Source organism: Streptomyces sp. DS1-CR2 (assembly GCF_055760475.1).
In genome coordinates this window covers 6,947,401-6,973,223 of the sequence record NZ_CM147085.1, presented here as the reverse complement: position 1 = coordinate 6,973,223, position 25,823 = coordinate 6,947,401, and the positions used below count along the sequence as shown (strand labels likewise).

Genomic DNA, 25,823 nt, shown 5'->3' with positions numbered 1-25,823 from the left:
CGGTGTCGTACGCGCGCATCCACGTTATGCAGACCTGCCGCCCGCGAGCTGTCCGGCATTGCGCCGGACCGGACGGTGGTCGGGCCTCTCATCAGCGTCTCCGACGGCACCTGCCGGGCCCGGTGACACCACCCCCCAGGTCATGCCTTCGACAGGGGGACACAGTCATGCCGGGCCCGGAGGCCAGCGGCCCTCTTGCAGGACCGCCGAAAACATAACTGGGGGGCCGAGGTGGACGCTCATCGACCTGGGCCCTTCTGCGCGGAACCCATGCGGTGAGTCAGTCAGCACCTCATGTTCGGTCGGCGTGACGAACCAGCGGGAAGAGCCGCCCAGAAATCGCGGCCACCCCGCCTTGCCCCGCGCTGGGTCCGAATGACGCCCATGACGGGTGACGGCCGCAGCCGCAGGACAGGACAGAGCGGTCTCCCACGCGATCCCCAGTGGGCGCACCTGGCGTGGCGGCAGTGGCGCGTGGTCATCCAGGAGCACCGTGCGCACCAGAGAACCGACAGCACCGAGCGGCGATCGCACGGCCGCACTACAGCGCCCAGAAGCGATCAGGACCAGCCATCGCCCTGCTGTGACGGGTTTCGGTGCGAGCCGGGGTCGCGGGGGCTGGGGGACTCGTTCCAGGAGCGTAGTTTGTCGGGATTAAGGACGACCCAGACCTGTGTGACGTGGTGGTCGGCGGTGTCGAGGCTGATGACGGCGGCGACCTGATGGTCGTAGCGGGCGATGAGACCGGTGCACCCGTTGACGGAGTGGGTGGTCAGCGTGGTACGAGGGTGGCGAGCCAAGAGTGTCAGCAGGCTATGGGCGACCTGACGGCTGCCGTGTACGGGCCTGCTCAGTGCCCGGACCTTGCCGCCGCCGTCAAAGAACGCCGTGGCGTCCGGACACAGCAGCGACTCGAGCAGTTCGGCATCCTCGTTCACGCAGGCCTGGCGGACTGCGCTGGCGAGGACATCGCGCTCGTCCGGCGGGGTGGGGCTTGAGCGCTGCATCCGAAGGCTGTGGCGGGCCCGGTCGGCGAGTTCCACACAATCCGGCTCTGAGCGTCCCACGATGTCGGCTACTGTGCCGGGGGCCATCCTAAAGACGTCATTAAGCACGAACGCCGCCCGCTCGGCCGGCGACAGAGAGTCCAGCGCGTCGAGCAGAACCCGGCTGACCTCCTCCGCCAGGCTCGCCTGCGCCCCATCGGCGTCTCCCGTCTTCGTATGGTGCTCCTCCCTCTGGTCCCTCCGACCGGCCGCACCCCGGCGGGAGTCGGCGAGCAGCTCCAGACAGATACCGCCCGTAGTCTTCACAAGCCAGCGCCGGGGAGCTGTGATCCGCCCGCGCTCCGCGTCGGACAGCCCGTACCACCGGCGGTAGGTCTCACCGACGGCACTCTCCGCCTCACGGGAACTGCCCAGCATCCAGTAGGCGACATCCAGCAGGTGCCGACGCTCGTCAAGCAACTCCGCGACCGGCACCGCGTCAGTATCGTCCATACGGCATCCTCCTGCTCACACGGCACCACACAACACGGCCGCCCCCAATGATCCCTTCGGCCTTCACGAGGGCTTCAGAGATTTCCGCGCGCCGATGACAGGGTGCCACCATGCAGCGCCTGCGCCCGGCAAAGGAACTCTCACAGCCGATGACTGAGTCCTCGCACACGACACACCTCCTTCGTTTCTCGGCTCGATCCTTTGACCGGGCATGCACGCGTCTTGTGACATCAGCTGTCCCAGACCCTTGCCCGTGCTGACCGACGCGCACGGCACCTCGCTGTGCGTTTCACTGACCTCTTTCATCCTGTGCCGTGGGGATGAAACGGGCCGGTCAGGCAAAATTGCATGGCGAGGCACGCCGTCGGCGCTGTGGTGATCTTGCCTTGGCACGACGGCTGCCTCACCGAGACCGGGCTGGCCCTCACCTCACATCACCCGAAGCCAATCCGAAAAGGTCAGTAGCAGCCACAGGATCGTTGTCTGGTCCTCGGGTTCGCGGGCCCTCAAGCCGTCGCGGAGCAGGGCGACCTGGGTGACGTGGCGAGCGTCGTAGGCGTCTGTCTTGCGGTCGCCGCCGGTGGACAGCAGTCGGGCCCGGGCCGACAGTGGAGGGCACGTCCACCACGTTCTCGCCTGCGGCGGCCAGCTGCTGGGCGAGAGTGCGGCCCAGGCCGCGGGCGCCTTCGACGGCGAAGCGGCGTTCGGGCCACTGCTCGCAACAGCGCAGCAGCCGGCGGAACGTGCCGGCGTTGACGACGACCCGACGCTGGCCACCTGGTGGTCCGCGACGTCGACAGCGACGGTGGTGCTGGCCATCCACGGAGTCGGTCCCGAAACCGCCGCCCGGCTCCTGACCGCTGTCGGCGACAATCCCGAACGCCTGCGGTCCGAGGCAGCTTCGCCCATCTGTGCGGTGCCGCTCCCATCCCCGCCCCATCCGAACGCAGGGACCGACACCGACTCAACCGCGGAGCAACCGTTCCGCCAACACGGCCCTCTACCGCATCGCCGTCGTCCGAACGCTCCGTAGCCCGCGAGGTCTTCAAGGCCCTCACCTGCACCGATAGCAACAAGAAAGTCCTTACGCGGGCCGCTTGACCCAAGATGGGAGCATCTCCTGCGCCGATGGGTTGAGACTTCGAATGGGTTGAGACTTCGAACACCTTCTCCACCGGCACGGGGGTCTTGTGTGTTGCGGCACCGACGCTGTCACCCGATCAGTGCCACGCTGCAAAACTCACGCTTTCGCAGCTACGCAGAACTCGACTGCGTGTCACAAATACTCCGGGTGTCCGGTCTCAGTCATAGCCCCGGCGCCTCTTCGCAGAGACGATGAAGACCATGATCGGGCTCCGGGGTCTCCTGCCGAATGACGAACCCTGGAGGTCCGCATTTCCATCGCTGCTGAACGACGAGGCAAGTACGCCATGTATTGGCGCGAACGGGCGGCTTGTCTACGTGTGGACCCTGATCTTTTCTTTCCCATAGGACACAGCGGCCCGGCGCTCACACAGATCGACGAAGCCAAGGCTGTCTGCGGTAGTTGCCCTGTTCTGGAGCAGTGCCTCGGCTGGGCCGTGGGCGTGGGGCAGGTGGAAGGCATCTGGGGCGGCATGACGGAAAGCGAACGCCGTGCGATCAGGCGGCGTGGCGCCCGCCGGGGCAAGGAGATGATCACCAAGGCGGCGTGATGGTTCCCCACTCACCGCCGCCGGAGTGAGCTTCGCGCCGGACTCTCCGGACCAGCCTGCGTAACTGCGCCGGGAACAGCGGCGGCCGCACGCCAGGCTGAGCACCCAGTCACCCTGTCGAGCGCGGGAGTAGCGGGCAGCGTCAGGACAGTCTGGGAGCGTCCTGCCCGGCCAACGCGAGGGTTTCGGCGACGTACAGGTGGATATGACCTGCTGGACAGTGAGGGTTCTCTGGCCACCGGCACGCGATGTTGAGGGCAAGCCCGGCACCGGCGTCACTCGCAGCGGTGAAGACGGGTAGCTGATGTGACAACGCGGTCGATCAGAGCCGGGCGCTGTGAAGTTTCGGGATCGTCACAGTTCTCGCTGAGGTGGTTCTTGTAGCCGACCCAGGCGAGTCCACGCGCAAAGACCGCTTCGAGCGAGGGGTATGAGTCAGTGGCGATTTGCCCGGCCAACTCGCGCCGGTCCTGTTTCGTCGGTCGGAAGCCGGCAGGCGTCACCCCGCGTCCCGTAGCGTTCCTGTCATGCCGGATCCACGATCGTGCGCATCCACTCCGGCGCGACTACGGCGAGCGCCTGCGACATCTCCCGCAACACCTCACCCACGAACTCGAGGCTGTTGCGGGCGTGTACAGCAGCCAGGACTTGTGCGGTCGGTGCGATGTCGCCCTCTGAAGATCGTTTTTCGAAGTAATACTTGCCCCTCTCTTGTCACAGATCCAGTTCATCTCCTGTCTTATGTCGGGAGGTGGCAACACGCATGAACCGAGGGTGGAATACCGTGCCAGTGCCTCATGCAGTCGCGACTGTCGGATTCACCCCCGAGTCCCGGCACAGCGTGCGCCGAGAACACGAGGAAACACTTAGAGCTGCGATGGATTTCAATGCATTGATCGCCCAGGACAATGCGGCCCTGGAACAAGGCCTGCTTCCCGCACCAACGCTGCGTGACGACAACTTCTCGGCCGCTTCCTGTTACGTTCCAGGGCGGGCTCACTCGCTGTTGTGCGGTGACTTCTACGACATTGTGCAAACCGAGGACTCGACCGTACACGTGATCTTGGGAGATGTCTCGGGACATGGAGCGGCTGAGGCCGCCCTGGCGATTCACCTGCGCCTGGCTTGGCGGACCGCCGTTCTTTGCGGCAAGACCCAGTTCGAGCAACTGCGCATCCTGGAGAAGGTCCTGATCGATGAGAGAGCGGACGACGACACCTACACCACTGTTGTGTCGCTGGTGTTCCCTCCAGGAGGATCGTCTTTGAAAGTGGTGAGCGCGGGACACCCGGGGCTTCTGCTACGCAGCCAGAGGGAAATCCGCTGGGTCGAGCCTCGGGCTGGAATCGCCCTCGGCCTGTTTCCGGGATACGAGGACTGGACGCAGACCGATGTCTCGCTTTCCCCGCGCGACAGCGTGGTGCTCTTCACCGATGGACTGTACGAAGGAAGGACTGCCCCCTCCACACGACTTGGCGAGGAAGGCCTCCTGCGGCTGGCGGTGCAGCACGTACACCTGCCCGGGCAGGAGTTCATCGACGCCCTGGTCCACGGCGCTGCGTCCAGGGCGGCGCCCTTCGGGGGCCTGGCGGACGACATAGCGGTGCTTCATCTGGGCTGGAACTCAGAGAGCTGACCGCCCGTGTCGGTATGTCATTGGCGATGATCGATTACGCCTGGACCGAGGTCTTCTGCGTGAGGCGATCACAGAGTGCCTGGCCGAGTGTCTCGTGCTGCCGGTCCTCCACCAGCTCGACCGGGCGCACCTACGCGGAGCGACGCGGTCAACAGTTCCTCGTACTCCAGGACCGCCGGCCGGAACCGCAGGTCTCGCGGATCTGCTTTCGGTGACGCTCAACGACCGCCAGGTCGTACTTCGCAAGCTCTCCGGCCGGCACCTTCACCAGACCGGCGACGTACCTACGGCAGGCTGCAGGAACTCCGCGTCAGACTCCGGGCCTCTTCCGGCGACCACTCAGCCCGCCCCTTCCCGCCGACCCTGCGGGTGTTCAGCCGGACATCGCAACGAGAGGCCCAGCACCGAGAAACACGCTGTGCGCACCGTTGTCTGGATTTCCGGATGCTCGAAACTGATGACCCCCGGTCACCGGAGGGACGGATGATGTAGACGCGAGCGCCTTGCTCGCAGATCCCTACATCAGCTCTGTGCCGTGTGGCTTTTCCGTCGTCGGCCGTCTGGGACCGGGTCAGACATGGGCGAAGCGAATACCGATGGTTCAGTGCAACGTCCCCAGGGTCACAGCGACACATAGCATCGTGGCGGTGATCAGAGCCATCGCGGTCGCCGTTCCGCGCAGCCAGTGCCTGAAGCGCACTTGGTGTTGCTCTTGCTCCAGGCTGATGCGGTCCGAGATGTGCTCGGTGACCATACGAGCTACGTACTTCTGCTCGTCGAGATACCACAGCTCGATATTGGTCTTCTGCTCCAGGGTCAGACCTGTGGCCCGCGTGGTGAAGGCTGCCACACGCTGACGTGCTGCATGCAGATGAGCCTCCCCGTAGAGGTATGTTTCGATGTCGGTGAGGCCGCGTTCAGCCTCCTTGCTCGGGTCCATGGTGTCCTCCAGTGAGGGAAAGGCCAGTTGTGATGATTCCGGGAGCCAGGAGTGAGACGGTTGACAAGCCAGTCGCCGTAGTGAGTAGGCGTGGTGCAGGCATCAACATCGGGAAGGAGGTCATGACGTCGAAGTCCGGCACCGAAGTAAGGACTGCGGTGGGGGAACAGAAGGCGGTAGACCCCGATGTCGGTGAGGGGTGCGCGACCGAACGTATCGAGCCGGAACTGGCCCGGGCCGCAGTCTCACGAACGCCGAGGAGAGGCCTGAAAGAAGCGAGAGCGTCTTCGATCAGCTCAACGGCCCGTTGAGGCGTCTGGTCCGGCAGTCCGAAGGTCGGGAGCCGAGCGGAGTGCCTGCGTGCTGGAGGCTCAGAGCGTAAAGACCTCCGCCAACGTACCCGCGGCCGACCAGGGCATCGACGCCGGCAAGAAATCACGGGCCGAAAGCCGGCACATCGGCGTCGGCACCCCCGGCCTCCTGCTGGCGGCTGGATGACCACGGCGAGCGTCTCGGACAACTCCGGCGGCATCCACCTGCCTTCGGGCATCGCCGATGCGAACCCTCGTGTCACCAAGGCGTGAGCCGACACCCGCTATCGCACCAGAGCCATCGACCACAGCGCTTGCCACGGTATCGACGTTGAAGTCGTCCAACGCGTCCCCGGCGTCAGAGGCTTCAAGGTGATTCCCCGGCGTTGGGTTGTCGAGCGGACCTCGGCCGGCTCATGCACCACCGCCGACTCGCCCGAGACTAGGCAACCCACCCGCGAAGCCACCCCGAACTGGCGCGACACCTGAACCTCGAACCAAACAACCTCGGCCGGACAAGTGGTCTTTGGGTCTTTCCGGCATGCTCATGCGACTGAGCCGTCGCCCGCCCGGCTCTCATTGCCGGTTCGGATTGCCGTTCGTGACGAACGCGTCCCGTGGATGCTGAACGGAGGCAAGGGAGACGAGATCCCTGCCCCACAGTGCGGCGGTGAGCCAGACGGCGAGAACGCGGACCTTGCGCTCCCAGCTGGGCACAGCAAGGACGTGATAGCCCCGGTGCATAAGCCAGGCGGGAAGTCCCTTGACAACGATGCTCTTGTACTGGAAGACGCCTTGTCCGAGACCCAACGTCGCCACCACTCCCAGACTGCTGTGGCGATAGTTTCGGATCTTGCCACCCCGGAGGCTTGCTGCGATGTTCTGTGCAAGGCGCTTGCCCTGCCGCACGGCATGCTGGGCGTTCGGCACCGTACGCGCGCCCGGTACGGGAGAAGCGAGGTCCGGAACGGCCGCATCGTCTCCGGCCGCCCACGCATCCGCCACGGGTTCGCTGTCGGTGCCCACGCGCAGATCAGGCCTCACCACGATCAGGCCCCTCTCATCGACGGGCAGATCCGTGTGGTTGTGCACGATCGGATTCGAAGCGTTCCCAGCGGCCCAGACGATCAGCGCGGAATCGAATTCCTCACCGTTGGACAGCACAACGTGGCCGTCTTCGGCAGAGAGCAGCTGCGTGTTCAGGTGGACTCGCGCGCCGCGCTGTTCCAAAGAGCGCACGACCCAGGCACCAGGCTTGTCTCCCACCTCGGGCAGGATTCGGCCTCGGGCCTCAACCAGGTGGAACGACACCTCGTCGAAGCGTAGCTCCGGGTAGAACTTGACCATCGCAGTCGCCAGCGACAGCAGTTCACCGAAGCCTTCGACGCCGGAGAACCCGCCACCCACGAACGTGACGGTGAGCAGCCTTTGCCGCTCGGCGCCAGGCGGTAGTGACGCCGCCTGATCGAACGCCGTCATCAGCCGATCTCGAATGGCCACCGCCTCCTCCACATGCTTCAGGCCTATCGCCTGCTCCGCCAGCCCGGGTACAGGGAAGGTGCGGGTCACGGCGCCGGCAGTGACCACAAGGGTGTCGTATTGAAGTTCGTGGTCTGCTCCGCTCGCAGAGCGCACGGACACCGTCCGGTCTGCGTGGCGGATCTCGGTCACGCTCCCGGCGATCAGCCGGGTGCTGCGCAGGTGTCGTCGCAACGATACGGCAGCGTGACGTGCCTCGACCGATCCAGCCGTCACCTCCGGCAGGAAGGGTTGGTACGTCATGTAAGGACGCGGGTCGACAACCGTGACCCGCGCCTCGCCCCTATGCAGCTTCTTCTCAAGGCGCCAAGCGGTGTAGAAGCCCGCGTAGCCTCCACCGACAATCAGAATCTCACGCATCGGTCCCTCTGTTCGTTGTGCGACACCAGATAGACCAGACGGGTCAGCACGGTGTGACACGGCTGTGCACGATGGAGCGACGGAGTCAATTTCGTCACAGAACTTGGGGGCATCCGGTCCTCACTCAAGGCAGCGGTGTGGGCCACGAAGGCAGGCGAACGCTGTCGTCGCCAAGCGTGATGTTGGCATGAGGTGTGGGTGTGACTCGACCGTCGAGAGAGGGCCTGACTGTGCTCGTTGTTCCGGATCCGAGATCGTCAGAGGGCTGCTGACCCGGTACGCGCACCGTCTGGCTGCGCCGTTCCCATGGGCGGACCCTGCACGACCCCAAAGAGGCCCGTGATCGCCTGTCCCGCCCGATCCGGCTGTCGTTACACTCGCTATAGTCTTATTCGATACCGTCACGTGTTTGACTATGGTTGAGCACTGATCTCCTCTTGGAAGGAAACCCATGGCCACGCTGCTGCACATCGACTCGTCCGTGTTCCCCGGCGAGGCATCCTCGTCCCGTTCGGTCACGGCCGCCTTCCGCAAGACGTGGGAGGAACAGCACCCGGAGGGCACGGTGATCTACCGCGACCTCGCCGCCACCCCTGTGCCGCACATCACCGCAGCCGCCTGGTCCGCCGGCTACAGCGCCCCGTCCGAGCGCACTCCGGAGCAGTCCGCCGCGTTCGCCGCACGGGTGGAGCTCATCGAGGAACTGGAGCAGGCGGACGCCGTCCTGATAGGCGCCCCCATGTACAACTTCTCGATCCCCTCGACCCTCAAGGCATGGCTGGACAGCGTGCTCCTCCTCGGCCGCACTGCGGGCGAGACGCCCTCCGCCCAGGGCACCCCGACCGTGGTCGTCGCCAGCCGCGGCGGCTCCTACGCGCCCGGCACGCCGCGCGAGGGCTACGACTTCGTACAGAACTACCTGGAAGCCGTCCTCAAGAACACCCTCGGCCTGGACCTCCACTTCATTGTCCCGGAACTCACCATGGCCCCCCGCAACCCGACCATGACAGCACTCATCCCGCTCTACGAGACCTCCCGCAAGCGTGCCTTGGAGGACGCGGCCGCCAAGGCCAAGGAGCTCGCGGAACTCCTCGCCGCGTAACCACCCGGCACTTGGACACCGTGGGACGCCTCGGCACAGGACGTCACACGGTGTCTGTGTTGCCTGCGCCCCGCCTGAGACGGTGGCGATCAGCCCTTGATCGACGGTGGGTTGGTCCAGATTTTGGAGCCGCCAGCCGGCCGCGCTTCTGGACGATGGCGGCGAAGTCCTACCTGCAGCCGGGCCGGTGTGTGGCGGCGATGGCCGCAGCCGTCAAGGCGGGGGCGCCGTGCAAGCCCGTACGACATGGAACACATGGAACCTGTCCATGCCTCGGACAGCCGCCGCGCGGGAGCGCTTACGCCTCGCCCGCTGCGGGATGTGCGAGCCGGGTCAGCAGACCCGTCAACTGCTCGGACCCACCGGGTCCCAGTTCGGCGACCAGACGCTCGGCCAGCGGCTCCGCCGCCACATGCGCCGCATCGAAAAGCTCGACACCCCGAGGCGTGATCTCCACCGCCCGCACCCGCCGGTCCCCCGGAACCGTCTTGCGTACGGCCAGTCCCATGCGTTCCAGGTCGTCCACGACCCGCATGATTCCCGCCTTGTCCGACCCCGTCGCCGCCGCCAGGTCCCGCTGCACCGTGGGCCCGCGGTCGACCAGCACCAGCAGCACCGCGAAATGCCGCAACTCGACGCCGAGCGGGCGCAGCGCCTCCGTCATGACCGCGGCCGCACGCCAGTGCGCCCGGCGCAGCAGCAGGCCGAGAGCGAAAGGCGAGGTGTCCCCCGGACGGTCAGTCGCACGCAAGGCGGCGGAGGGGTGAGGAGCGTCGGCAATCACAGCTCCAGGTTACCAGCCACCCATTCATCCGATACGGTATCGTTTGAAACAAAATATGGTATGCCCGCCTCCGCTGCACCCACGCAACGTCGGTGCGAGCTCGCGCCGGGATGCCGAACGCTCGTCTTGACGGCGGTCTGCCGTGGAACGATCGTGGATAGAGCCGATGGCAAAGGCAATCCGGCGGTCATCCGGCACGGCACACCAAGTAGGCACCATGACGCACTCCCCCGCATGGTTCGGTCCGCTGCCTCCAGGATCGGCACGAATCCGCGTCGACGCAGCCGCGGCCATCGCCGTCTCCGACCCTTCTGGCCGGATAATCCTTTGGACCAACGCTGCACAGCTGCTGTGGGGTTACGCGCCCGAAGAAGTCATCGGCAAGTCCCTCACCAGTCTCTTCACCACCGACGGGGCGGCGCTGTTGCACCGTGACGGCCGCTCTGTCGAGGCGCAGGTCTGTGTGTCGCCTTTGGGGGCGTCTGAACGGCCGGGCGGGTTTCTGCTGACCGCACAGCCTCGGGTGTCTGCAGAGGCTCGGTCGAGTGCACAGGACCCCGGAGACGAGGCGTTGATGCGGTGGGTGTTCGAGCAACATCCATCTCACCTCGGGATATTCGACTGCGAAGCCCGGAGCCTGAAGCAGAACCGGACGATGGCCCGGGCAACCGGTTTGCGCGAGGACGAACTCCGCGACCGGCGCATCAGCGACCTGATCCCGGATGCCCCGCTGATCGAGAACGACCGATGGATCCGGCAGGTGGCCTCGACGGGCGACCCGGCGCAGAGAGAGGCTTTCCTCAAGGTCCCCGGCGAACCGAAAGCGCACGCCTGGACCGTGGATTACTTCCCGCTCAAGGACTCGGTGGGCCGGGTACGCGCGGTGGCGATGACAGCGTACGACTATTCCGAGCAGTACGAGTCACGGGAGCGGCTGTCCCTGCTTGGCGAGGCCCGCACCCGCATCGGGGCCAGCCTGGAACTGGAGGGGACGGCTGAGGAGCTCGCTGAGCTCCTCGTGCCCCGTTTCGCGGACGTCGTCAGCGTCGACCTGTTCGAGGCGGTGTTCGGCGGTGAGCTGCCCGCGGCTGTTCTCTCCGGCCCCGTTCTGCTGCGCCGGGCCGCACAACGGCCGGAGTTCTTCGCGGCAGGGGCGCGTCCTGCCCCGGGCGAGACCCGGTGGCACCCGGCTTCCTCACCGGTCAGCCGTTGTGTGGCGACCGGGAGAGCGGAACTTCACGACTTCACCGATCCAAAGGTGACCCGGTGGTTCGCCGACGAGCCCACGACGGCGGCAGAGCTGCACGCCTGTGGAGCGCACTCGCTGATCACGGTGCCGATCCGAGCCCGCGGCACTACTCTCGGAGCCGCCGCTTTCCTCCGCCATGGCGCCTCCCGTGAGTCTTTCGCCGCCGACGATCTGACCGTCGCCGAGGACTTGGTCGCTCGTGCCGCGATCTGCCTGGACAACGCCCGCCGGTTCACCCGCGAACGCGGCATCGCGCTGTTGCTGCAGAGCACCCTGCTGCCGCGTGGCCCGATCACGCATCCGGGCGCGGAGACCGCTGCCCGTTACCTGCCTGCCGACCGCGCCGCCGAGGCGGGTGGGGACTGGTTCGACGTGATCCCCTTGCCCGGCACTCGTGTCGGCCTGGTCGTCGGGGACGTCGTCGGCCACGGCATCGGCGCCTCGGTCACCATGGGCCGGCTACGGACGGCGGTACGGACCCTCGCGGACATCGACCTGCAGCCCGACGAGCTCCTCACCCACCTCGACGACATGGTGACCCACCCGGTGGAAGAGACGGGCGACGAGGCCGATGGCGGTGTCGCCGGTTACGACGCGATCCCCGGCGACATCGGCGCCAGCTGTCTGTACGCCGTCTACGACCCGGTGTCCGGTACCTGTGCGCTGGCCCGGGCAGGTCACCCGCCCCCGGTTCTGGTGCGCCCGGACGGCACCACACAGGTCCTCGACGTGCCCGCCGGGCCCCCGCTCGGGCTGGGCAGCCTGCCGTTCGAGGCGACGGAGGTGAACATTCCCGAGGGCAGCCTGCTGGCATTGTTCACCGACGGACTCGTCGAAACCCGCGGCCACGACATCGATGAACGGATCGACGAGTTGCGCCGCGCCCTGGCCCGGCCCGTGCCCTCGCTGGAAGAACTGTGCGACACAGTCCTGGAGTCCTTGCACTCCGACACGCGGACCGACGACATCGCCCTGCTCGTCGCGCGCACCCGGGTCCTCGGGAAGGAACACGTCGCCGAGTGGGACGTCCCCGCGGACGCGGCCGCTGTGGCGGAGACACGCAAGCTGGTGGACGAGCGGCTCACCGCGTGGGGGCTGGAGGAGGCCGCGTTCACCATGGAACTGGTGGTCAGCGAACTGGTCACCAACGCAATCCGATACGGCACCGAACCGATCCGTCTGCGGCTGATCAAGGAGCGCTCCCTCATCTGCGAGGTCTCCGACAGCAGCAACACCGCCCCTCACCTGCGCCGGGCCCAGGTCAGCGACGAGGGCGGCCGGGGACTGTTCCTCGTCGCCGAGCTCACTCAGCGCTGGGGCACCCGCTACACCTCAGCGGGCAAGACCATCTGGGCTGAACGAGCCCTGGGTCGATCGCCGCGGACGGCGCCCTCTTTCTGACAGTCCGATTGCTCCTGGCGCCTACACCCCGATTTCCGGTTGCCGTCCGCAGATCCGCTCGATGGCCCGGCGCTTCGCCGACGGGGTCGGTGTCACAGACCGGGTGGCCGCCCGGTCCTAACTGGGGAACCCAATCCGATCCGACGCCGTCGTGAGAAAGGCGGAGGGTTTACTTGTCGCAAAGACCAACCTCATCGAGCCGTCCGCCCGGGGATCCGCCGTCGACGGGCTTGCACAGCCTTCCCCGTCCCGTGGCCGTGGTGGTGGGCGCCGGTGGAGTACTCGGAGCGGCGCACGTCGGTATCGGGTACGCGCTGGAACAGCGCGGATTCGTCCCGGATATGATCATCGGAACGTCGGTGGGTGCTCTCAACGGAGCCATCGCGGCCGCCCACCCCGACAGGGCCGCGCCGTGGCTGGACCAAGTGTGGACCCACTTGCACCGCCGTGAGGTCTATCCGCTGGGCCACCGCCTGTTCTCACGGGCCAGCGTCTTCACCGATCGCGGCCTGCGTCGGCTGATCGCCCGGGCCGAGCTGCCGTCGCGGATCGAGCAGCTGTCGATCCCCTTCACCGCAGTGGCCATGGACCTGGTCACCGGCAATTCGGTGCTGCTCGACCACGGCGACCTCGAGTCCGCGCTGCTGGCCAGCGCAGCCATTCCCGGGATGCTCCCCCCGGTGGATCGTGGAGGGCGGGTGCTCGTCGATGGCGGGGTGATCGCCTATGTCCCGGTACTGGCGGCCCTGCAGGCCGGGGCGGCGAGCGTGGTGGTGCTGTCGACCGGGCCGGAGAGCTCACCGTTGCGCCCCACCACCCCACGCCGACGTGCCAGTGCCATCGCCGCCAGGGCCGGGACACTGTTGTTGCACCATCAGATCGAGCGTGACCTGCATGAGGTGTCCAAGCACATCCCGACCGTCGTGCTGCCGACCGGCATCGAGGCCTGGCCCGCTCCGTGGGACTTCCGCCAGGCCCAGCGCCTGATCAGCACCGCGTCCCGCACGGCGGGGCGCTTTCTCGACGGGCTACGCATCAGCGGTCCGGGCCTGTACCGGCTCGACGGCCCTCCGCTGACATCCGCCAGTCCGGGCGAGGCATCCACTTCTTCGATATCAGGGGTTGACCTGTGAGTACCATCGCGTTCCTCAACATCGGCATGCACGGGCACGTCAACCCGACGCTGCCGGTTGTGGCCGAACTCGTTCGGCGCGGCCACACCGTGACGTACCACACCCCGCCCGCGTTCCACGAGGAGATCGAGGCCACCGGCGCGACTGTGTACCCGTACCCCGGGGGCGACCAGCCGCTCCCCGACCCACCGACGCCGGCCATGTTCATAGAGACGCTCGGGCTCGCCGCCGTCCGCTTGCTGCCCGCTGTGCTCACCGATCTGCGCCGCGTCCGACCCGACCTGATCGTCCACGACAGCGACTGCCTGTGGGGCGCAATCGCCGCCCGCGAACTCAAGGTGCCTGCGGCTTCGTCGTTCACCACGTTCGCCTACAACCGGCACGTCCCCAGCATCACCCGCGGCTCGTGGGACCTGCTGGCCGCTGCGATGGCCCGGCCCAGCGGCCTCCAGGCCTACCTTCGGTCCCGCTGGAGTCTGCATCGCCGCTACGACACGCGTGGACTGCCACTGGTCGACTTGATAAACATCCGCCAGCCACTCAATCTGGTCTACACCTCGCGGGCGTTCCAGCCTGCCGCCGAGGAATTCAACCAGTCCTACCGGTTCGTCGGCCCAAGCGTCGGGGCCCGTCCCGTCGACCCGTCGTTTCCGGCCGAACAGCTACGGGAACCAGTCCTGTACGCCTCGCTGGGCACCGTGTTCAACGCCGCCCCGCAACTGCTGCGCACCTTCGCTACCGCGCTCGCCCCGCTGGGCGGGACCGTGATCATCGCCACCGGGCAGACCGATCCCTCCGCTCTGGAGCCGTTGCCGGCCAATGTGCTCGCCCGTCGCTTCGTACCGCAACCGGAGGTACTGGCCCGCGCGGCGCTATTTGTCACCCACGGCGGGATGAACAGTGTCAACGAGGCCCTGTACGCCGGGGTCCCGATGCTGGTGGTCCCGCAGGGTGCCGACCAGCCGATGGTGGCCCGACAAGTCGCCGAGCTCGGCGCCGGACTGTCCATCCGTACCCAGGACGTCACCGAGGCCTCCGTACGTGCCCTCGCCCGGCGCCTGCTGGACGACCCCTCGTTCCAGGCAGCCGCAGCGACTCTGCGGGCCGCCCAGCTGGAGGCGGGGGGGTACCTGCGGGCCGTCGACGAACTCGAGCGATACCTGGATGCCGCCGACTCGGTCAGTCGACCGGCTCCCGTCGATCCGGCACCGCGAGGCTGAGCGATGTCACCTGTCGTCGTCGTCCTGTTGCTGTTCGGCGGGCTGTCGGAGGCCGCCGGGCGCATCCTGCCCATGGTGGCGTGCCGGCCCGGCATGTCGCGGACATCTTTGTCCGGGCTGCTACTGGCCGGTGGCTTGGCGGAGGGTGCTGTGTTCACCCTGTGGCCACTGACCGCGGAGACCCTCGCCCAGCTGGTGCATTCCCCAGCACCGCCAGGCGGCGGGTTGGTGTGGACACCCGGCCTGGTCGCCCCGCTGGTGCTCGCTGCCGTCCTTGCGTTCCCGTTGCTCGGGCCCCTGTTCCACCTGCTGCTGTTTGTCGGGGTCGGAGCCGGTCTGGCCGGTCCACTCGCCGCGGCGACCGGGCTGGGCTGGTGGTCCGCCGCCGGTTGTGTGGCCGTCGCCGGGGTGGGCCTGGGGGTTGCTGTAGAGACTGTTCGGCGCCTGGTCGTGAGAATCAGTGCGCCCAAGACTCCGGAGTCGATCGCATGAACGATTTTCTGCTCTGGGTCTGCGTGCTCGGGCCGGTTCTGCTCGTTGAAGCTTTGCTGGCCCGCTACGAGGTGCTGGCCTACAGCGCCGGCTGGCGGAGCCCTGTCACCGCGCTCCCGAAGGGTGTGCCCTATGCCCGGGGCGCGGCCTCTGACAGTCCGCCAGATGCCTACCTGGTCTACCTGGACGGCATCGGGAAGCGCCGCTCCCGCGACACTCGTGACGGCGGCCAGCTGGTCAGGGCCGTGATCGCCGGAGCGCCGGAGCTGCGGGTACTGGGTCAGGTGCAGCCCTACTCGCCACTGGCAGAACCGCTTGCTGAGCGGCCCGTGTGGTCGTGGGTGGGCCGCCGCGTCGGTCTGCTGCTGTTCCTGCACAATGTCATGCAGACCTTCGTCGCCGCCGACCACCGGTACCGTCCTCTGTACGACCGGGCCGTCGGCTCCCAGATCGCCGCTCAACTCCGGCTCGCCGGCTACCAGCCCGACAGCGGTATCCCCGTGGTGCTGCTCAGCTACAGCGGCGGCGCCCAGGTCGCCGCAGGCGCGGTCGACGCACTGCACACCCAGCTGCGCTGCCCGCTTCTACTGATCATGCTCGGCGGATTCCACAACGGTGCCAACGACCTCACCCATGCCGAGCACGTGCATCAGCTCACCAGCGCGAACGATCGGATCGAGCGGGTCGGCACCTGGATATTCCCTCAACGCTGGCGGCTGTTCCGCCGTAGCCAATGGAATCGGGCCCTTCGCGCCGGGAAGATCACCGCACATCGGCTCGACCCGGCCACCCACGTCGGGCCGCGCAGCTACATCAGCCCGGAGGCGCAGCTGCCCGATGGCCGCAGCTACCTGGACCGCACCACCGACACCGTGATCGCCATCATCCGTGCCCGCTACGGCGCGACCGTGGCGACAGATGTCGACGACCTGTTGCCATGAAGATCGCCCGCGGGCGGCGGGGCGCCGGCCGTCGCCCGGGACAGAGCAGCACCAGGGCCCAGATCCTCACGGCCGCCCTCGATCTCTTCGCTGCCAAGGGCTATGCGAGCACAACGATGCGCGAAATCGCCCAGCGGGCGGAAGTGGATCCTGCGCTGATCCACCACTTCTTCGGCAACAAGGACGGTCTCTTCCGGGAGGCCGTTTCCTGCCGGGTCGGCATATCCGCCCTTTTCGAATCCCTGACGGAGGGCACGGAGGAGGAGAGAGGACCTGGTGAAGAACCGCGGGAAGTGGATCACCCGGATGTTCCTCTCCTATTGGGAGGACGAGTCGACCCGCCCCGCGCTGGTCGCCGTCTACCGGGCAAGCCTGTCGGACGAGGCGACCGCCAAGGCGTTCCGCAACGAGATCGAGGCGACCTTCGCGTCATGCTTGGGCCGGATCGCCCCCGAAGAGACCGAGCGGACACCGGCGTTCACGTCTCTGGTCTCTGCACAACTGGTCGGCCTTGCCATACTGCGCTATGTCCTCGCAGTGGAGCCGCTGGCCTCACTCGAGCGTTTTGGGCACCGCTCCCCAGGCGGACAGCAGCCGCCAGTGACCGTCGATCAGGTCGCCGGTTGTGCGGGAGGGCAGCATCCGTGCGGCGATCACCCGCGAGTAGCCGGACACCATTACCAGCACCGGCGGCCGGCCGGTCTGCCCGTAGCCGAGCGGGATGTCCGCCTCGGGAAACCACAGGTCGCACTGGGCCAGTTCACCCGGCTGATAGGTCGTGCGGGAAACCGGATCGACGGGAACGTAAGCGGGCCGTAGTTCCCGCACTCGCTCCTTGAGGACCGTCATCCCGCGTTCCCATCCGATCCGCTCGGCGATCACCGTGGCGGGCATCGTCGGCGTCTCCCGCAGCAGTTCACGGATCTGCACCTCGACGGCGTCGACCACCGAGCCCTTGGCCGGCCGCTCGTACTTCGGCGGCCGGTCACTCGCCAGTGCACGCTTCACCGTGTTCTTCGAGATGCCCAGATGCCTCGCGATCGCCCGGATCGGCATCTGCTCGGCCCGGTGCAGCCTGCGAATCTCTGCCCAGTCCTCCACGCAGATCACCCTCTCCCTCCTGACCTCAGATCAAGATCAGGTTCAGGCGAAGATCACCAAGTAGGTCACTTTTGATCCGCCGTCAGAGGGTCAGGATTCGAGCGACGCCGAGACACTCACCAGCACGCGGGCGGAGTCCGCAAAGAGGAGCCCCGGTCAGCGAACCGGCCGACCATGGTCGAGCGGTGCATCAACCGCTCGACACAGTGGCGAGGGATCGCGACCCGCTACGAGAAGACCGCGACATCTACCTGGCCGGACTTCACATCGCGGGCATCTTCCGCTGGTCCGCCCGGTGATCCAAACGAAAGTCCCAGGTCGGCGGCTACCTGCGGGCGGTCTTCAAAACCGGCTGCGCGAGTCACCGTGGCTTCACATCCCCGCACAGCCAGATACTTGCAGATCAGAAGGAGTGCCTCTGCCCGGAGCGGCACCCCTTCCGCATGACCTCGTTTCACCTTGGCCCGCGGATGTCCCACCTGTGACCAGCACGTGCCGCCCTGTAAGTGGCGAGACCGCTCAGCGCTCACCGGCCGGCCCCGGCCACAACGCCCGCACCGCGTCAGGCACCTCGGCCACCACAGCCGGATCGAGCAGAGCCACTTGGAGGATGTAGCCGGGGAGGACGGAGAGCATCGTTGAAGCGATCGCCTCAGCCGTCACATTCGTGGGCAAACCACCGCGTTCCTGGTGGTCGCGGACCAAGGTGACCAGATTGGCGCGTATACGGCCCATGAGATGGTCGAGCTTGCGCGCCAGCGAGCGGTTGCGCATGCCCTCTCCCCAGACCAGAACCGCGAGGCCGGCCACGTCTTCCTCAACGGACTTGGCCCGAATCACGTCGAGCAGCTCCGCCATGACCGCCCCTATGGATTGGCCCTGCCGGTTCGTGGCGACGGCGAGCGTGATGTCGAGGACATCGCGCATGTTCTCCTCGGCGATCGCGAGGATCATCTCGTCCTTGCTGGTGAAGTGCCGGTACACCGCGCCCGCGGACATCTGCGCCTCGGCGAACAGGTCCTGCATGGACGTGGAGTGGAAACCGTCACGGAGGAAACAACGGCGCGCCGCGTCCAGGATCTGCTCGCGGCGGGCGTCCATGTGCTGCTGGGTGACCTTGGGCATGAGGCCAGCGTAGCAAAGAAAACGAACATTCATGTTGACGTTTCCCGAGCGGTAGGTCAAACTGAGAACCCAAAAACGATCGTTCCTTTTCATGAGAGGGCGGGCTGTGAGGAACCCCTTGTCAGGACACCAGGCATGGCGGGAAGTAGCCATTGCCGCCGTGGCGCTGCCCATAGCGATCACACTGGCGGTGATGGCGTTCGCCTGGCCGGCGGGGCGGACCTCGCCGCGCGACGTCCCGGTCGGGATCGTGGGCACCGGGCCGGCCAGCCAGCACGCGGTGGAGGGACTGACCCGTGCGAAGCCCGGCGCGTTCGACTTCCACCTCTATGCCGACACGCAGGCCGCGCGGTCGGCGATCAAGAACCGGGATGTCTACGGCGCCTTCGCCATCTCCGGCCACAGCATCACCGTGCTGAAGGCCACCGCCGCCAGCCCCTCCGTGGCCCAGCTCCTGACCGGTATCGGACAACAGCTGGCCGACAAGGCCACTCAGCAGATCACCCAGCAGAAGGCCGCTGGGGCACATTCCCCAGCGAAGGCCCACAAGCAGGCAGCCGCCCAGCAGGGCGCTGCCCAGCAGAAGGCCGCCCAGCAGGGAGTCGCCGGTGCTGACTCCTCGGTGAAAATCCTCGTGAAGGCGGTCGACGTGGTGCCCGTCGCCACGGAGGACCCCCGGGGTGCAGTGTTCAGCTCATCAGTCTTCCCGCTCACTATCTGCGGCATCCTGATCGGGGCATTTGTCACGATGGCTCGCGGCCTGGCCCGCCCGCGGCACCGAGTGCTGACACTTCTCGTCGCATGCGCCGTCGCGGCCCTTGGTATTTATCTCGTGGCCCAGGGTTTCCTCGGGGCGCTGCCCCACAATCACGTGGCCACGTGGGCGATCCTGTCGCTCGACCTGCTCTCCGTCAGCGCCACCGCTGCCGGCGTGATCCGACTCCTCGGGCCGGGGGGCCTTGGGCTCAGCGCCGGGCTCATGGTCTTCGTCGGGAACGCCTTCTCCGGCGCCACCTCCGCTCCGGAGATGCTCCCCAAGGGCGTGGACTACGTCGGCCAGTGGCTGCCCCCCGGCGCAGGAGCCAGCCTGCTTCGCGATACCACGTACTTCGACGGCAACGCGGGTGCCGGCCACCTTGCCGTCCTCGCTCTGTGGAGCCTCTGCGGGCTTACAGCAGTCATGTGCGGCCACTGGGTCACCGGGGAAGCCCGCGGCACGAAGACCAGTGCGCCGGCTTCCGAGGAGTTTCTCCCGGCCTTGCCGGGGTCCGGCGCCGCTTTGCCGATGCGGCGTCACGCGCACGCCCACGCCCGTCGCCATGACGATGACGGCTGATGGCAAGCGCTTTGTGCGCGCAACCAGGCCCTGGCCGCCAAGGACTTCGGCCCGGTGTCGAAGGTGAATGAGGCGCTGACGCACGGCCGCTCCGGGCCTTCGTCGCCTGGTCCATCCCCCGGCCAGGAACATGGCGCCTGACCCGGGTACCAGCTTATTTGGGCCGAGGCTGATGCCCGCAAGGCCAGTTCCCGCGCATCCCACGGCGACACCGACCGCCCGGGAACGCCTCAGCCGGAACCCCGCACGACGCCGGCCGACACCCGACACGCGGCCGCTGCTCCCTGTCCTGGGCCGCTCGCTGCGCAGGCGACCCAGGAGGGAAAGCAGCAGGTCAGGTGTTAGCTTCCGCCTGCAAGGGGGACAGCACAGTCGCCATCCAGTCCGGTGACCAGGCCGCGCAGGACAGGGCCGTACTCGGGGTGGGCGAGGGCGGAGGCCATCTGGGCGACGAGGTAGTCGGCGGGGTTGCCGGTGTCGTACCAGCGGCCGCTGATGACCTGCCCGTACGCGGCGCGGGTGGAAGCGTAGGCGTTGATGGCGTGGGTCAGGTAGACCTCACCGGTCCTGTGCTCGTACCAGCGGCGGGTCTGCTCGCGCAGTTCGTCGATGATGCCCGGGGTGACGACGTAACCGCCGATAGCCGCATACGACGACGGGGCTGCAGCGGGCTCGGGCTTTTCGACCAGGCCGGTGATGCGCAGTCGGCCGTCTCCGAGGTCCTCTTTGACGACGGGCACGCCATAGCGCTGGGAGTCTACGGGGTCCATAGGTATGAGAGCCAGCACCGGGCAGCCGGTCTGCTCATACGCGCGGATCAGCTGCTGGGCACGGGGGACCTCGGCCACGAAGACGTCGTCGGGCCACAGCACCAGCACCGGTTCGTCGCCGAAGGCACGGGCAGCGTTCAGCACCGGAGTGCCGTTGCCGTAGGGGCCGTACTGGTCGAGGTAAGTGATGTGGCCCTGGCGGCCCAGCTCCGCGACCTCCTCCACCGCGTCGGCCTGGGCCGTCTTGCCGTCTTTGCGGAGCTGTTCCACGAGGGCGGGGTTGGGGCGGAAGTGGTCCTGGATAAGGCTCTTCCCTCCGGAGACGACGATGGTGATATCGGTGATGCCGGAGTCCACCAACTCGCGCACGGTGTGCTCGATAACCGGTTTGTCGCCGACCGGGAGCATCTCCTTCGGTGTGGCCTTGGTCAGCGGCAGCAGGCGGGAGCCGAGTCCGGCGGCGGGGATCACGGCCCTGCGAATCGTCGGGGACATCATGTCTCTCTCGGTCGAGCAGGCACACCGTATCTACCGGTACGACACACGCTGACGCCACCAACGCCCGTCGGCGCCCCCGTCGTCAGCCTGTTCCGCCGACCGCTGGCATGGCCACGGCAGCTGCCCTCGCCAGGTCCGCGCCTGCGGCTGATTCCCGCCATCGCCCGCCACTGAACCGGGCATGGCAGCGGAACCGGCAGATACCGGCAAGCAACCGAGCGTTTGCGCAAACATCCAAGTACTGGACCGTACGCACCATCGGTGCACTCCCACAAATAAGCCCCCTTCCTGCATCCATGCAGGTCAAGAGCAGTACTCCTTACAGCGTGTCGCAAGTTCGAGCAGCTTCCCCTACGTTTTGCAGAACTCGTACTGACCGGTTGCCGACTTTTCTGGCGGTGCATCAGTCCACCACCGCGAGGTGCTCAGAGTCGTTGTTGGCCCCGGCGCTGCCCCACCACGAACAGCCGGCGCCAACCCACCATCGCCGCTCGCGCTCGACCTTCCCGGTGGAGGCCTCAAGGAGAGGCACCTCAACTTGTGCTGTCTCGCCGACCTGCTTCAGCCAGCGGGTGACCGTGCCCTCAGTGACGCTCTCACCAAGGGCCGGTACGGTTACGGAATCCGCCATTACTTCGGTTACTCCTCATGCAATCGCAGGGCGCCCCGGGCGCCCTTTGTCTTTCTACGCCCTGCAGTCCGCAGGTTCACTTCCAAAGCGCCACACCCTCGACGAGCTGCTCACCCTGCCGGCCGTAGCGATCGCGCGCTTGGACAACCGTCTCCGGGGCGATTGCGCCGGCCCGCGCCAACTGGTCCAGGGCGGCAACAACGATCGACTCGGCGTCCACATGGAAATAGCGGCGTACGGCATCACGGGTGTCCGACAGTCCGAAGCCGTCCGTTCCCAGCGACGTGTAGTCCTGCTCGACCCACTGGCTGATCTGGTCAGGCACCTGCCGCATCCAGTCACTGACCGCCAAAACCGGCCCTGGGGCGCCCGACAGCGCAGCAGTCACATACGGGACGTGCTCCTCACCCCGAAGCCGCGCCCTGTCGGCACTCAAGGCATCGCGGCGCAGCTCCGTCCAGGAGGTCACCGACCACACGTCAGCCTGGACTCCCCACTGGGACGTGAGTAGTTGCTGCGCTTCCAGCACCCAGTGGATGGCCGTGCCGGAAGCCAACAACTGGATCTGCGGTCCCGTGTCGCGCGGCTCCGTCTGCCGGAACCGGTATATGCCCCGCAGGATCCCCTCCTCGACCGCTGGCCCGGTGGGCATGGCCGGCTGCTGCTTGGGCTCGTTGTAGACCGTCAGGTAATAGAAGACGTCTTCGGGCCGGTCGCCGTACATCCGCTGCAGCCCTTCCCTGACGATCACCGCGATCTCGTACGCAAAGGCCGGGTCGTAGCTCACAGCGGCTGGATTCGCGGATGCCAGCAGGTGGGAATGGCCGTCGGCGTGCTGCAGTCCCTCGCCAGTCATCGTCGTACGGCCGGCCGTCGCCCCGATGACGAACCCGCGCCCCATCTGGTCTGCCAGGGCCCAGAACTGGTCACCGGTTCGCTGGAAACCGAACATGGCGTAGAACATGTAGAACGGGATCATGGGTTCGCCGTGCGTGGCGTACGAGGTCGCCGCAGCGGTGAACTCGGCCATGGAACCAGCCTCGGTGATGCCTTCGTCGATGAGCTGGCCGTTCTTGGCTTCCCTGTAGTAGAGCAGCTGATCCGCATCGACCGGTTCGTAGGTCTGGCCGTGCGGCGAATAGATCCCGGCCGTCGGGAACAGGGATTCCATGCCGAACGTGCGGGCTTCGTCGGGGATGATCGGTACCCAGCGCGGCCCCGTCTCCTCGACCCGCATCAGGTCCTTGACCAGCCGAACAAGAGCCATGGTGGTGGCCACCTCTTGTTTGCCGAAGCCCTTCTTCAAGGCCTCAAAGGGGGCGGCCGGGGGCTGCTGCATCGGCTTGGCGACCACCTTGCGTACTGGGGCGGGGCCTCCCAGAGCCGTACGCCGGTCGCGTAGGTACTGCACCTCTTCCGAATTCTCACCGGGGTGCCAGTACGGCACCAACTCGCCGCTCAGCGCACTGTCGGGGATGGGGAGCTCGAGCAAGTCACGCATCTCACGGAACTGTGCCATGGTCAGCTTCTTCATCTGATGATTGGCGTTGCGGGACTCGAAGCCCGCACCCAGAGTGTGTCCCTTCACCGTCTGGGCGAGGATGACGGTCGGCGCTCCTTGGTGCTCGACCGCGGCGCAATAGGCGGCATGGACCTTGGGGGGTTCGTGCCCGCCGCGCGAGTTCTCGAACAGATCGGTGAGCTGGGCGTCGCTGAGCCCGGCGGCGATGCCGGAGAGCGCATCGCCGGTGAAGAAGTTCTCGCGTGTGTAGGCGGCGTTCCGCGCGGCGTACGTCTGCATCTGGGCGTCGGGTACCTCCCCGAGGCGGTGCACGAGGGCCCCGGTGGTGTCCTGTCGCAGCACGGCGTCCCAAGCCTCGCCCCAGAGGGACTTCACCACGTTCCAGCCCGCTCCGCGGAACCGGCCCTCGAGTTCCTGAACGATCTTGGAATTCGGCCGTACAGGGCCGTCCAAGCGCTGGAGGTTGCAGTTGATGACGAAGGTGAGGTTGTCGAGACCCTCGCGGGCGGCGAGCGCCAGGGCGGCCGTCGCTTCGGGTTCGTCCATTTCCCCGTCGCCGAGGAAGGCCCATACGCGGGACCCGGTTGTGTCCTTGATGCCCCGGGCCTGCAGGTAACGGTTGAACCGAGCCTGGTAGATGGCGGCGAGCGGACCGAGCCCCATGGAAACGGTCGGAAACTCCCACATCCACGGCAGGCGGCGGGGGTGGGGATAGGACGGCAATCCGTGGCCGTCGGCCTCGCGTCGGAAATTGTCCAACTGCTTCTCGCCGAGGCGCCCTTCCAGGAAGACGCGGGCATAGATGCCGGGCGAGGCATGCCCCTGCACGAACAGCTGATCGCCGGAGCCGTGCCCGTCCTTGCCCTTGAAGAAATGATTGAACCCGACCTCATAGAGCCATGCCGCCGAAGCGTAGGTGGCTATGTGGCCGCCGAGCCCCAGACGGGAGCCGCGTGTCACCATCGCTGCCGCATTCCAGCGGTTCAGGGCGGTGATCCTGGCCTCCATGGCGACGTCACCAGGAAAGACGGGCTGCGCCGACGCCGGGATCGTGTTGATGTAGTCCGAGGACAAGAGCTCGGGCAGAGCGATCCCGGACCTGGCCGCGTACTCGTGCACGCGTCGCAGCAGGTACACCGCCCGATCCGGCCCTGAGTTCCGCACGACAGCGTCGAGTGATGCCTGCCATTCGGAGGTCTCCTCGGTGTCCCGGTCGGGTAGCTGGTCCAGCTCACTCGTCGCAGAGAACTCAGTGGGCCGGGACGGATCACTCATGGCAGCCTTTCTGTCACAGTGGGGGTAGGTGAGAGACCGACTGTCGAAACGGACGTGTTCCAGTGCCGGACGGCACGAGATGTGCGTGGGTGATGGGTGAAGTCAGCCCTTCAAAACACTTAGGACCGCGCTCGTGCCACTTTCGTGACAGCCCCGAGCACTGCGCCGAAGTGTCCGCTGCGCTTGGGAGCGCACTCCGGGGTCACAGGCCGGGAGCACCGTGTGGCCTTCCCCGGCCCCTTCTGCGCTCCCCACGCACAGGAAAACACGGAGCTCGGACGTGCAGACACACGTCGGCGGACGGTGTGGCCGCCTCATGGGCGGTACACCTGTGGAGGTGCAACACAACGTCAAGGACCCTTCGGGCAGGACCGTCGATGGGTGAGCCGGAGGGCGTGGTGAAGGCGACGGGACGTTCTCGGAGCCGGGTGATGACGTGATCCATCCCCCGGACGGCAACGCGCCGGCGGATGCGCGGACTCGGTTCGTCGTGACCATGCTGTGCGCGCCCGGCAAGCCGCTGCTCGAGCTGCTCGACAAGGAGCAGCTGAACGAGCGGCCCCACCTGTGCGCTCCGCGGCCCACCGACTGAACCGGTGCACCTCTCTCCTCTGGGCCCGACCCGCAGCCGGGTCTGATGACATGGCCACTGAGACCCGCATCACACAGCCCTTGGTGTCACACCTCGCCGGGTTGTCCGGTCAGAAGTGCGTAACGGCAATTCTGTCAGGAGGACCCATGGACGCACGTCTCAATTACTACGGCAACCCCCTCGCGGGCAAGGTGCTGAAGCACCTGTTCTCTGCCAGCAAGGTGCTGTCGGACTCGACGCTGCCGGCCACCATTCAGTATCTGGTCGAGGTCCGCGCCAGCCAGATCAACGGCTGCGGCTTCTGCACCGACATGCACACCAAGGAGGCCGCCCACGCCGGGGAAACCTCGGTGCGGCTCAACCTGATCGCCGCCTGGCGGGAGGCGACGGTCTTCACCGAGGCCGAGCGCGCCGCGCTGGAGCTGGCCGAGCATGGCACCCGCATCGCTGACGCGGCCGGTGGTGTCCCCGACGAGGTCTGGGCGGACGCCGCCAAGCACTTCGATGAGGACCAGCTCGCCGCGCTGACGACCCTCGTCGCCATCATCAACGCCTACAACCGCATCAACATCATCACCCAGCAGCCGGCGGGCAGCTACAAGGTCGGCATGTTCGGCTGAGTCAGGGTGCGGCCCAGCCGGCGCGTACGGTTCTTCTTCGCGTCATCGTTAC

The 25,823-nt window shown here is 66.9% G+C and carries 19 protein-coding genes and 6 pseudogenes; 15 read left to right on the top strand and 10 right to left on the bottom strand.

Annotated features, from left to right (window positions below; all coding sequences use genetic code 11):
- Window positions 1-560: 560 nt before the first annotated feature.
- Together ACY0PA_RS32840 and ACY0PA_RS32835 are read right to left on the bottom strand one after the other, a co-directional pair.
- Window positions 561-1,499, bottom strand: a complete 939-nt coding sequence (locus tag ACY0PA_RS32840) for a sigma-70 family RNA polymerase sigma factor family protein (RefSeq protein WP_473081089.1) — start codon at window positions 1,497-1,499, stop codon at window positions 561-563.
- 429 nt (window positions 1,500-1,928) lie between these two features.
- A complete protein-coding gene (locus ACY0PA_RS32835; RefSeq protein WP_473086622.1) occupies window positions 1,929-2,318 on the bottom strand; it encodes a hypothetical protein in 390 nt (129 codons plus the stop codon).
- On the opposite strand from ACY0PA_RS32835, the pseudogene ACY0PA_RS32830 reads away from it, so the two are divergent.
- The 3 genes and pseudogenes from ACY0PA_RS32830 to ACY0PA_RS32820 form a co-directional block, all read left to right on the top strand.
- Window positions 2,314-2,521 (top strand): annotated as a pseudogene (locus ACY0PA_RS32830) (transposase); the annotation flags it as partial. The gene ACY0PA_RS32835 and the pseudogene ACY0PA_RS32830 overlap by 5 nt on opposite strands.
- 408 nt (window positions 2,522-2,929) lie before the next feature.
- Window positions 2,930-3,193, top strand: coding sequence for a WhiB family transcriptional regulator (locus ACY0PA_RS32825; RefSeq protein ID WP_473081088.1), 264 nt, complete (start codon window positions 2,930-2,932; stop codon window positions 3,191-3,193).
- Between the two features lie 877 nt (window positions 3,194-4,070).
- Window positions 4,071-4,829 carry a PP2C family protein-serine/threonine phosphatase gene (locus ACY0PA_RS32820; protein WP_473081087.1) on the top strand — a complete coding sequence of 253 codons (759 nt, stop codon included), beginning with the start codon at window positions 4,071-4,073 and terminating at the stop codon, window positions 4,827-4,829.
- Window positions 4,830-5,430: 601 nt separating this feature from the next.
- Here the strand turns inward: ACY0PA_RS32820 and ACY0PA_RS32815 are convergent.
- Window positions 5,431-5,769 (bottom strand): hypothetical protein, encoded by a 339-nt coding sequence (locus ACY0PA_RS32815; RefSeq protein ID WP_473081086.1) that lies wholly within the window; start codon window positions 5,767-5,769, stop codon window positions 5,431-5,433.
- A gap of 271 nt (window positions 5,770-6,040) precedes the next feature.
- Here ACY0PA_RS32815 and ACY0PA_RS32810 point away from each other — a divergent pair.
- Window positions 6,041-6,569: pseudogene (locus ACY0PA_RS32810) on the top strand (transposase); the annotation flags it as partial.
- An 87-nt stretch (window positions 6,570-6,656) separates the two neighbouring features.
- Here ACY0PA_RS32810 and ACY0PA_RS32805 read toward each other — a convergent pair.
- Window positions 6,657-7,979 (bottom strand): NAD(P)/FAD-dependent oxidoreductase, encoded by a 1,323-nt coding sequence (locus tag ACY0PA_RS32805; protein WP_473081085.1) that lies wholly within the window; start codon window positions 7,977-7,979, stop codon window positions 6,657-6,659.
- Between the two features lie 451 nt (window positions 7,980-8,430).
- On the opposite strand from ACY0PA_RS32805, the gene ACY0PA_RS32800 reads away from it, so the two are divergent.
- Window positions 8,431-9,081: an FMN-dependent NADH-azoreductase gene (locus ACY0PA_RS32800; protein WP_473081084.1), complete on the top strand. Its 651-nt coding sequence runs from the start codon at window positions 8,431-8,433 to the stop codon at window positions 9,079-9,081.
- Between the two features lie 298 nt (window positions 9,082-9,379).
- Here the strand turns inward: ACY0PA_RS32800 and ACY0PA_RS32795 are convergent, their stop codons facing one another.
- A complete protein-coding gene (locus tag ACY0PA_RS32795) occupies window positions 9,380-9,832 on the bottom strand; it encodes a MarR family winged helix-turn-helix transcriptional regulator (RefSeq protein ID WP_473081083.1) in 453 nt (150 codons plus the stop codon).
- 199 nt (window positions 9,833-10,031) lie between these two features.
- On the opposite strand from ACY0PA_RS32795, the gene ACY0PA_RS32790 reads away from it, so the two are divergent.
- From ACY0PA_RS32790 to ACY0PA_RS32760, 7 genes and pseudogenes are all read left to right on the top strand, one after another.
- Window positions 10,032-12,515: a SpoIIE family protein phosphatase gene (locus ACY0PA_RS32790; RefSeq protein WP_473081082.1), complete on the top strand. Its 2,484-nt coding sequence runs from the start codon at window positions 10,032-10,034 to the stop codon at window positions 12,513-12,515.
- Window positions 12,516-12,766: 251 nt separating this feature from the next.
- Complete coding sequence (locus ACY0PA_RS32785) at window positions 12,767-13,648, top strand: patatin-like phospholipase family protein (protein ID WP_398379792.1); 882 nt, start codon at window positions 12,767-12,769, stop codon at window positions 13,646-13,648.
- The gene (locus tag ACY0PA_RS32780; RefSeq protein WP_473081081.1) at window positions 13,645-14,868 is read left to right on the top strand and encodes a macrolide family glycosyltransferase; all 1,224 of its coding nucleotides are present in this window, start codon (window positions 13,645-13,647) and stop codon (window positions 14,866-14,868) included. The genes ACY0PA_RS32785 and ACY0PA_RS32780 overlap by 4 nt, the downstream gene beginning before the upstream one ends.
- Before the next feature lie 3 nt (window positions 14,869-14,871).
- The gene (locus ACY0PA_RS32775; RefSeq protein WP_473081080.1) at window positions 14,872-15,360 is read left to right on the top strand and encodes a hypothetical protein; all 489 of its coding nucleotides are present in this window, start codon (window positions 14,872-14,874) and stop codon (window positions 15,358-15,360) included.
- Window positions 15,357-16,301, top strand: a complete 945-nt coding sequence (locus ACY0PA_RS32770; RefSeq protein WP_473081079.1) for a hypothetical protein — start codon at window positions 15,357-15,359, stop codon at window positions 16,299-16,301. Before ACY0PA_RS32775 ends, ACY0PA_RS32770 begins: the two co-directional genes overlap by 4 nt.
- Window positions 16,298-16,492: pseudogene (locus ACY0PA_RS32765) on the top strand (TetR/AcrR family transcriptional regulator); the annotation flags it as partial. The gene ACY0PA_RS32770 and the pseudogene ACY0PA_RS32765, both read left to right, overlap by 4 nt.
- A 115-nt stretch (window positions 16,493-16,607) precedes the next feature.
- A pseudogene (locus ACY0PA_RS32760) lies at window positions 16,608-16,802 on the top strand (hypothetical protein); the annotation flags it as partial.
- 57 nt (window positions 16,803-16,859) lie between these two features.
- On the opposite strand, the pseudogene ACY0PA_RS32755 reads toward ACY0PA_RS32760, so the two are convergent.
- Window positions 16,860-17,411 (bottom strand): annotated as a pseudogene (locus ACY0PA_RS32755) (helix-turn-helix domain-containing protein); the annotation flags it as partial.
- Window positions 17,412-17,921: 510 nt separating this feature from the next.
- Entirely contained in the window at window positions 17,922-18,527 is a 606-nt protein-coding gene (locus tag ACY0PA_RS32750; protein ID WP_473081078.1) for a TetR/AcrR family transcriptional regulator, read from the bottom strand.
- 160 nt (window positions 18,528-18,687) lie between these two features.
- On the opposite strand from ACY0PA_RS32750, the gene ACY0PA_RS32745 reads away from it, so the two are divergent.
- Complete coding sequence (locus ACY0PA_RS32745; RefSeq protein WP_473081077.1) at window positions 18,688-19,863, top strand: ABC transporter permease; 1,176 nt, start codon at window positions 18,688-18,690, stop codon at window positions 19,861-19,863.
- A 341-nt stretch (window positions 19,864-20,204) separates the two neighbouring features.
- Here ACY0PA_RS32745 and ACY0PA_RS32740 read toward each other — a convergent pair whose 3' ends face one another.
- The 3 genes and pseudogenes from ACY0PA_RS32740 to aceE form a co-directional block, all read right to left on the bottom strand.
- Entirely contained in the window at window positions 20,205-21,128 is a 924-nt protein-coding gene (locus tag ACY0PA_RS32740; RefSeq protein WP_473086498.1) for a UTP--glucose-1-phosphate uridylyltransferase, read from the bottom strand.
- A gap of 493 nt (window positions 21,129-21,621) precedes the next feature.
- Window positions 21,622-21,762: pseudogene (locus ACY0PA_RS32735) on the bottom strand (biotin/lipoyl-containing protein); the annotation flags it as partial.
- Between the two features lie 76 nt (window positions 21,763-21,838).
- Window positions 21,839-24,559, bottom strand: a complete 2,721-nt coding sequence (gene aceE, locus ACY0PA_RS32730; protein ID WP_473081076.1) for a pyruvate dehydrogenase (acetyl-transferring), homodimeric type — start codon at window positions 24,557-24,559, stop codon at window positions 21,839-21,841.
- A gap of 436 nt (window positions 24,560-24,995) precedes the next feature.
- Here aceE and ACY0PA_RS32725 point away from each other — a divergent pair, with 436 nt between their 5' ends.
- The gene (locus ACY0PA_RS32725; protein ID WP_473081075.1) at window positions 24,996-25,151 is read left to right on the top strand and encodes a hypothetical protein; all 156 of its coding nucleotides are present in this window, start codon (window positions 24,996-24,998) and stop codon (window positions 25,149-25,151) included.
- A 146-nt stretch (window positions 25,152-25,297) separates the two neighbouring features.
- Window positions 25,298-25,771, top strand: coding sequence for a carboxymuconolactone decarboxylase family protein (locus ACY0PA_RS32720; protein WP_398379778.1), 474 nt, complete (start codon window positions 25,298-25,300; stop codon window positions 25,769-25,771).
- Window positions 25,772-25,823 lie beyond the last annotated feature (52 nt).

Bases quoted from the DNA above. Each gene is read 5' to 3' on its own strand.
- ACY0PA_RS32840 (WP_473081089.1), bottom strand. From the start codon at position 1,499: ATGGACGATACTGACGCGGTGCCGGTCGCGGAGTTGCTTGACGAGCGT.
- ACY0PA_RS32835 (WP_473086622.1), bottom strand. From the start codon at position 2,318: ATGGCCAGCACCACCGTCGCTGTCGACGTCGCGGACCACCAGGTGGCC.
- ACY0PA_RS32825 (WP_473081088.1), top strand. From the start codon at position 2,930: ATGTATTGGCGCGAACGGGCGGCTTGTCTACGTGTGGACCCTGATCTT.
- ACY0PA_RS32820 (WP_473081087.1), top strand. From the start codon at position 4,071: ATGGATTTCAATGCATTGATCGCCCAGGACAATGCGGCCCTGGAACAA.
- ACY0PA_RS32815 (WP_473081086.1), bottom strand. From the start codon at position 5,769: ATGGACCCGAGCAAGGAGGCTGAACGCGGCCTCACCGACATCGAAACA.
- ACY0PA_RS32805 (WP_473081085.1), bottom strand. From the start codon at position 7,979: ATGCGTGAGATTCTGATTGTCGGTGGAGGCTACGCGGGCTTCTACACC.
- ACY0PA_RS32800 (WP_473081084.1), top strand. From the start codon at position 8,431: ATGGCCACGCTGCTGCACATCGACTCGTCCGTGTTCCCCGGCGAGGCA.
- ACY0PA_RS32790 (WP_473081082.1), top strand. From the start codon at position 10,032: ATGGCAAAGGCAATCCGGCGGTCATCCGGCACGGCACACCAAGTAGGC.
- ACY0PA_RS32775 (WP_473081080.1), top strand. From the start codon at position 14,872: ATGTCACCTGTCGTCGTCGTCCTGTTGCTGTTCGGCGGGCTGTCGGAG.
- ACY0PA_RS32770 (WP_473081079.1), top strand. From the start codon at position 15,357: ATGAACGATTTTCTGCTCTGGGTCTGCGTGCTCGGGCCGGTTCTGCTC.
- ACY0PA_RS32750 (WP_473081078.1), bottom strand. From the start codon at position 18,527: ATGCCCAAGGTCACCCAGCAGCACATGGACGCCCGCCGCGAGCAGATC.
- ACY0PA_RS32740 (WP_473086498.1), bottom strand. From the start codon at position 21,128: ATGTCCCCGACGATTCGCAGGGCCGTGATCCCCGCCGCCGGACTCGGC.
- aceE (WP_473081076.1), bottom strand. From the start codon at position 24,559: ATGAGTGATCCGTCCCGGCCCACTGAGTTCTCTGCGACGAGTGAGCTG.
- ACY0PA_RS32720 (WP_398379778.1), top strand. From the start codon at position 25,298: ATGGACGCACGTCTCAATTACTACGGCAACCCCCTCGCGGGCAAGGTG.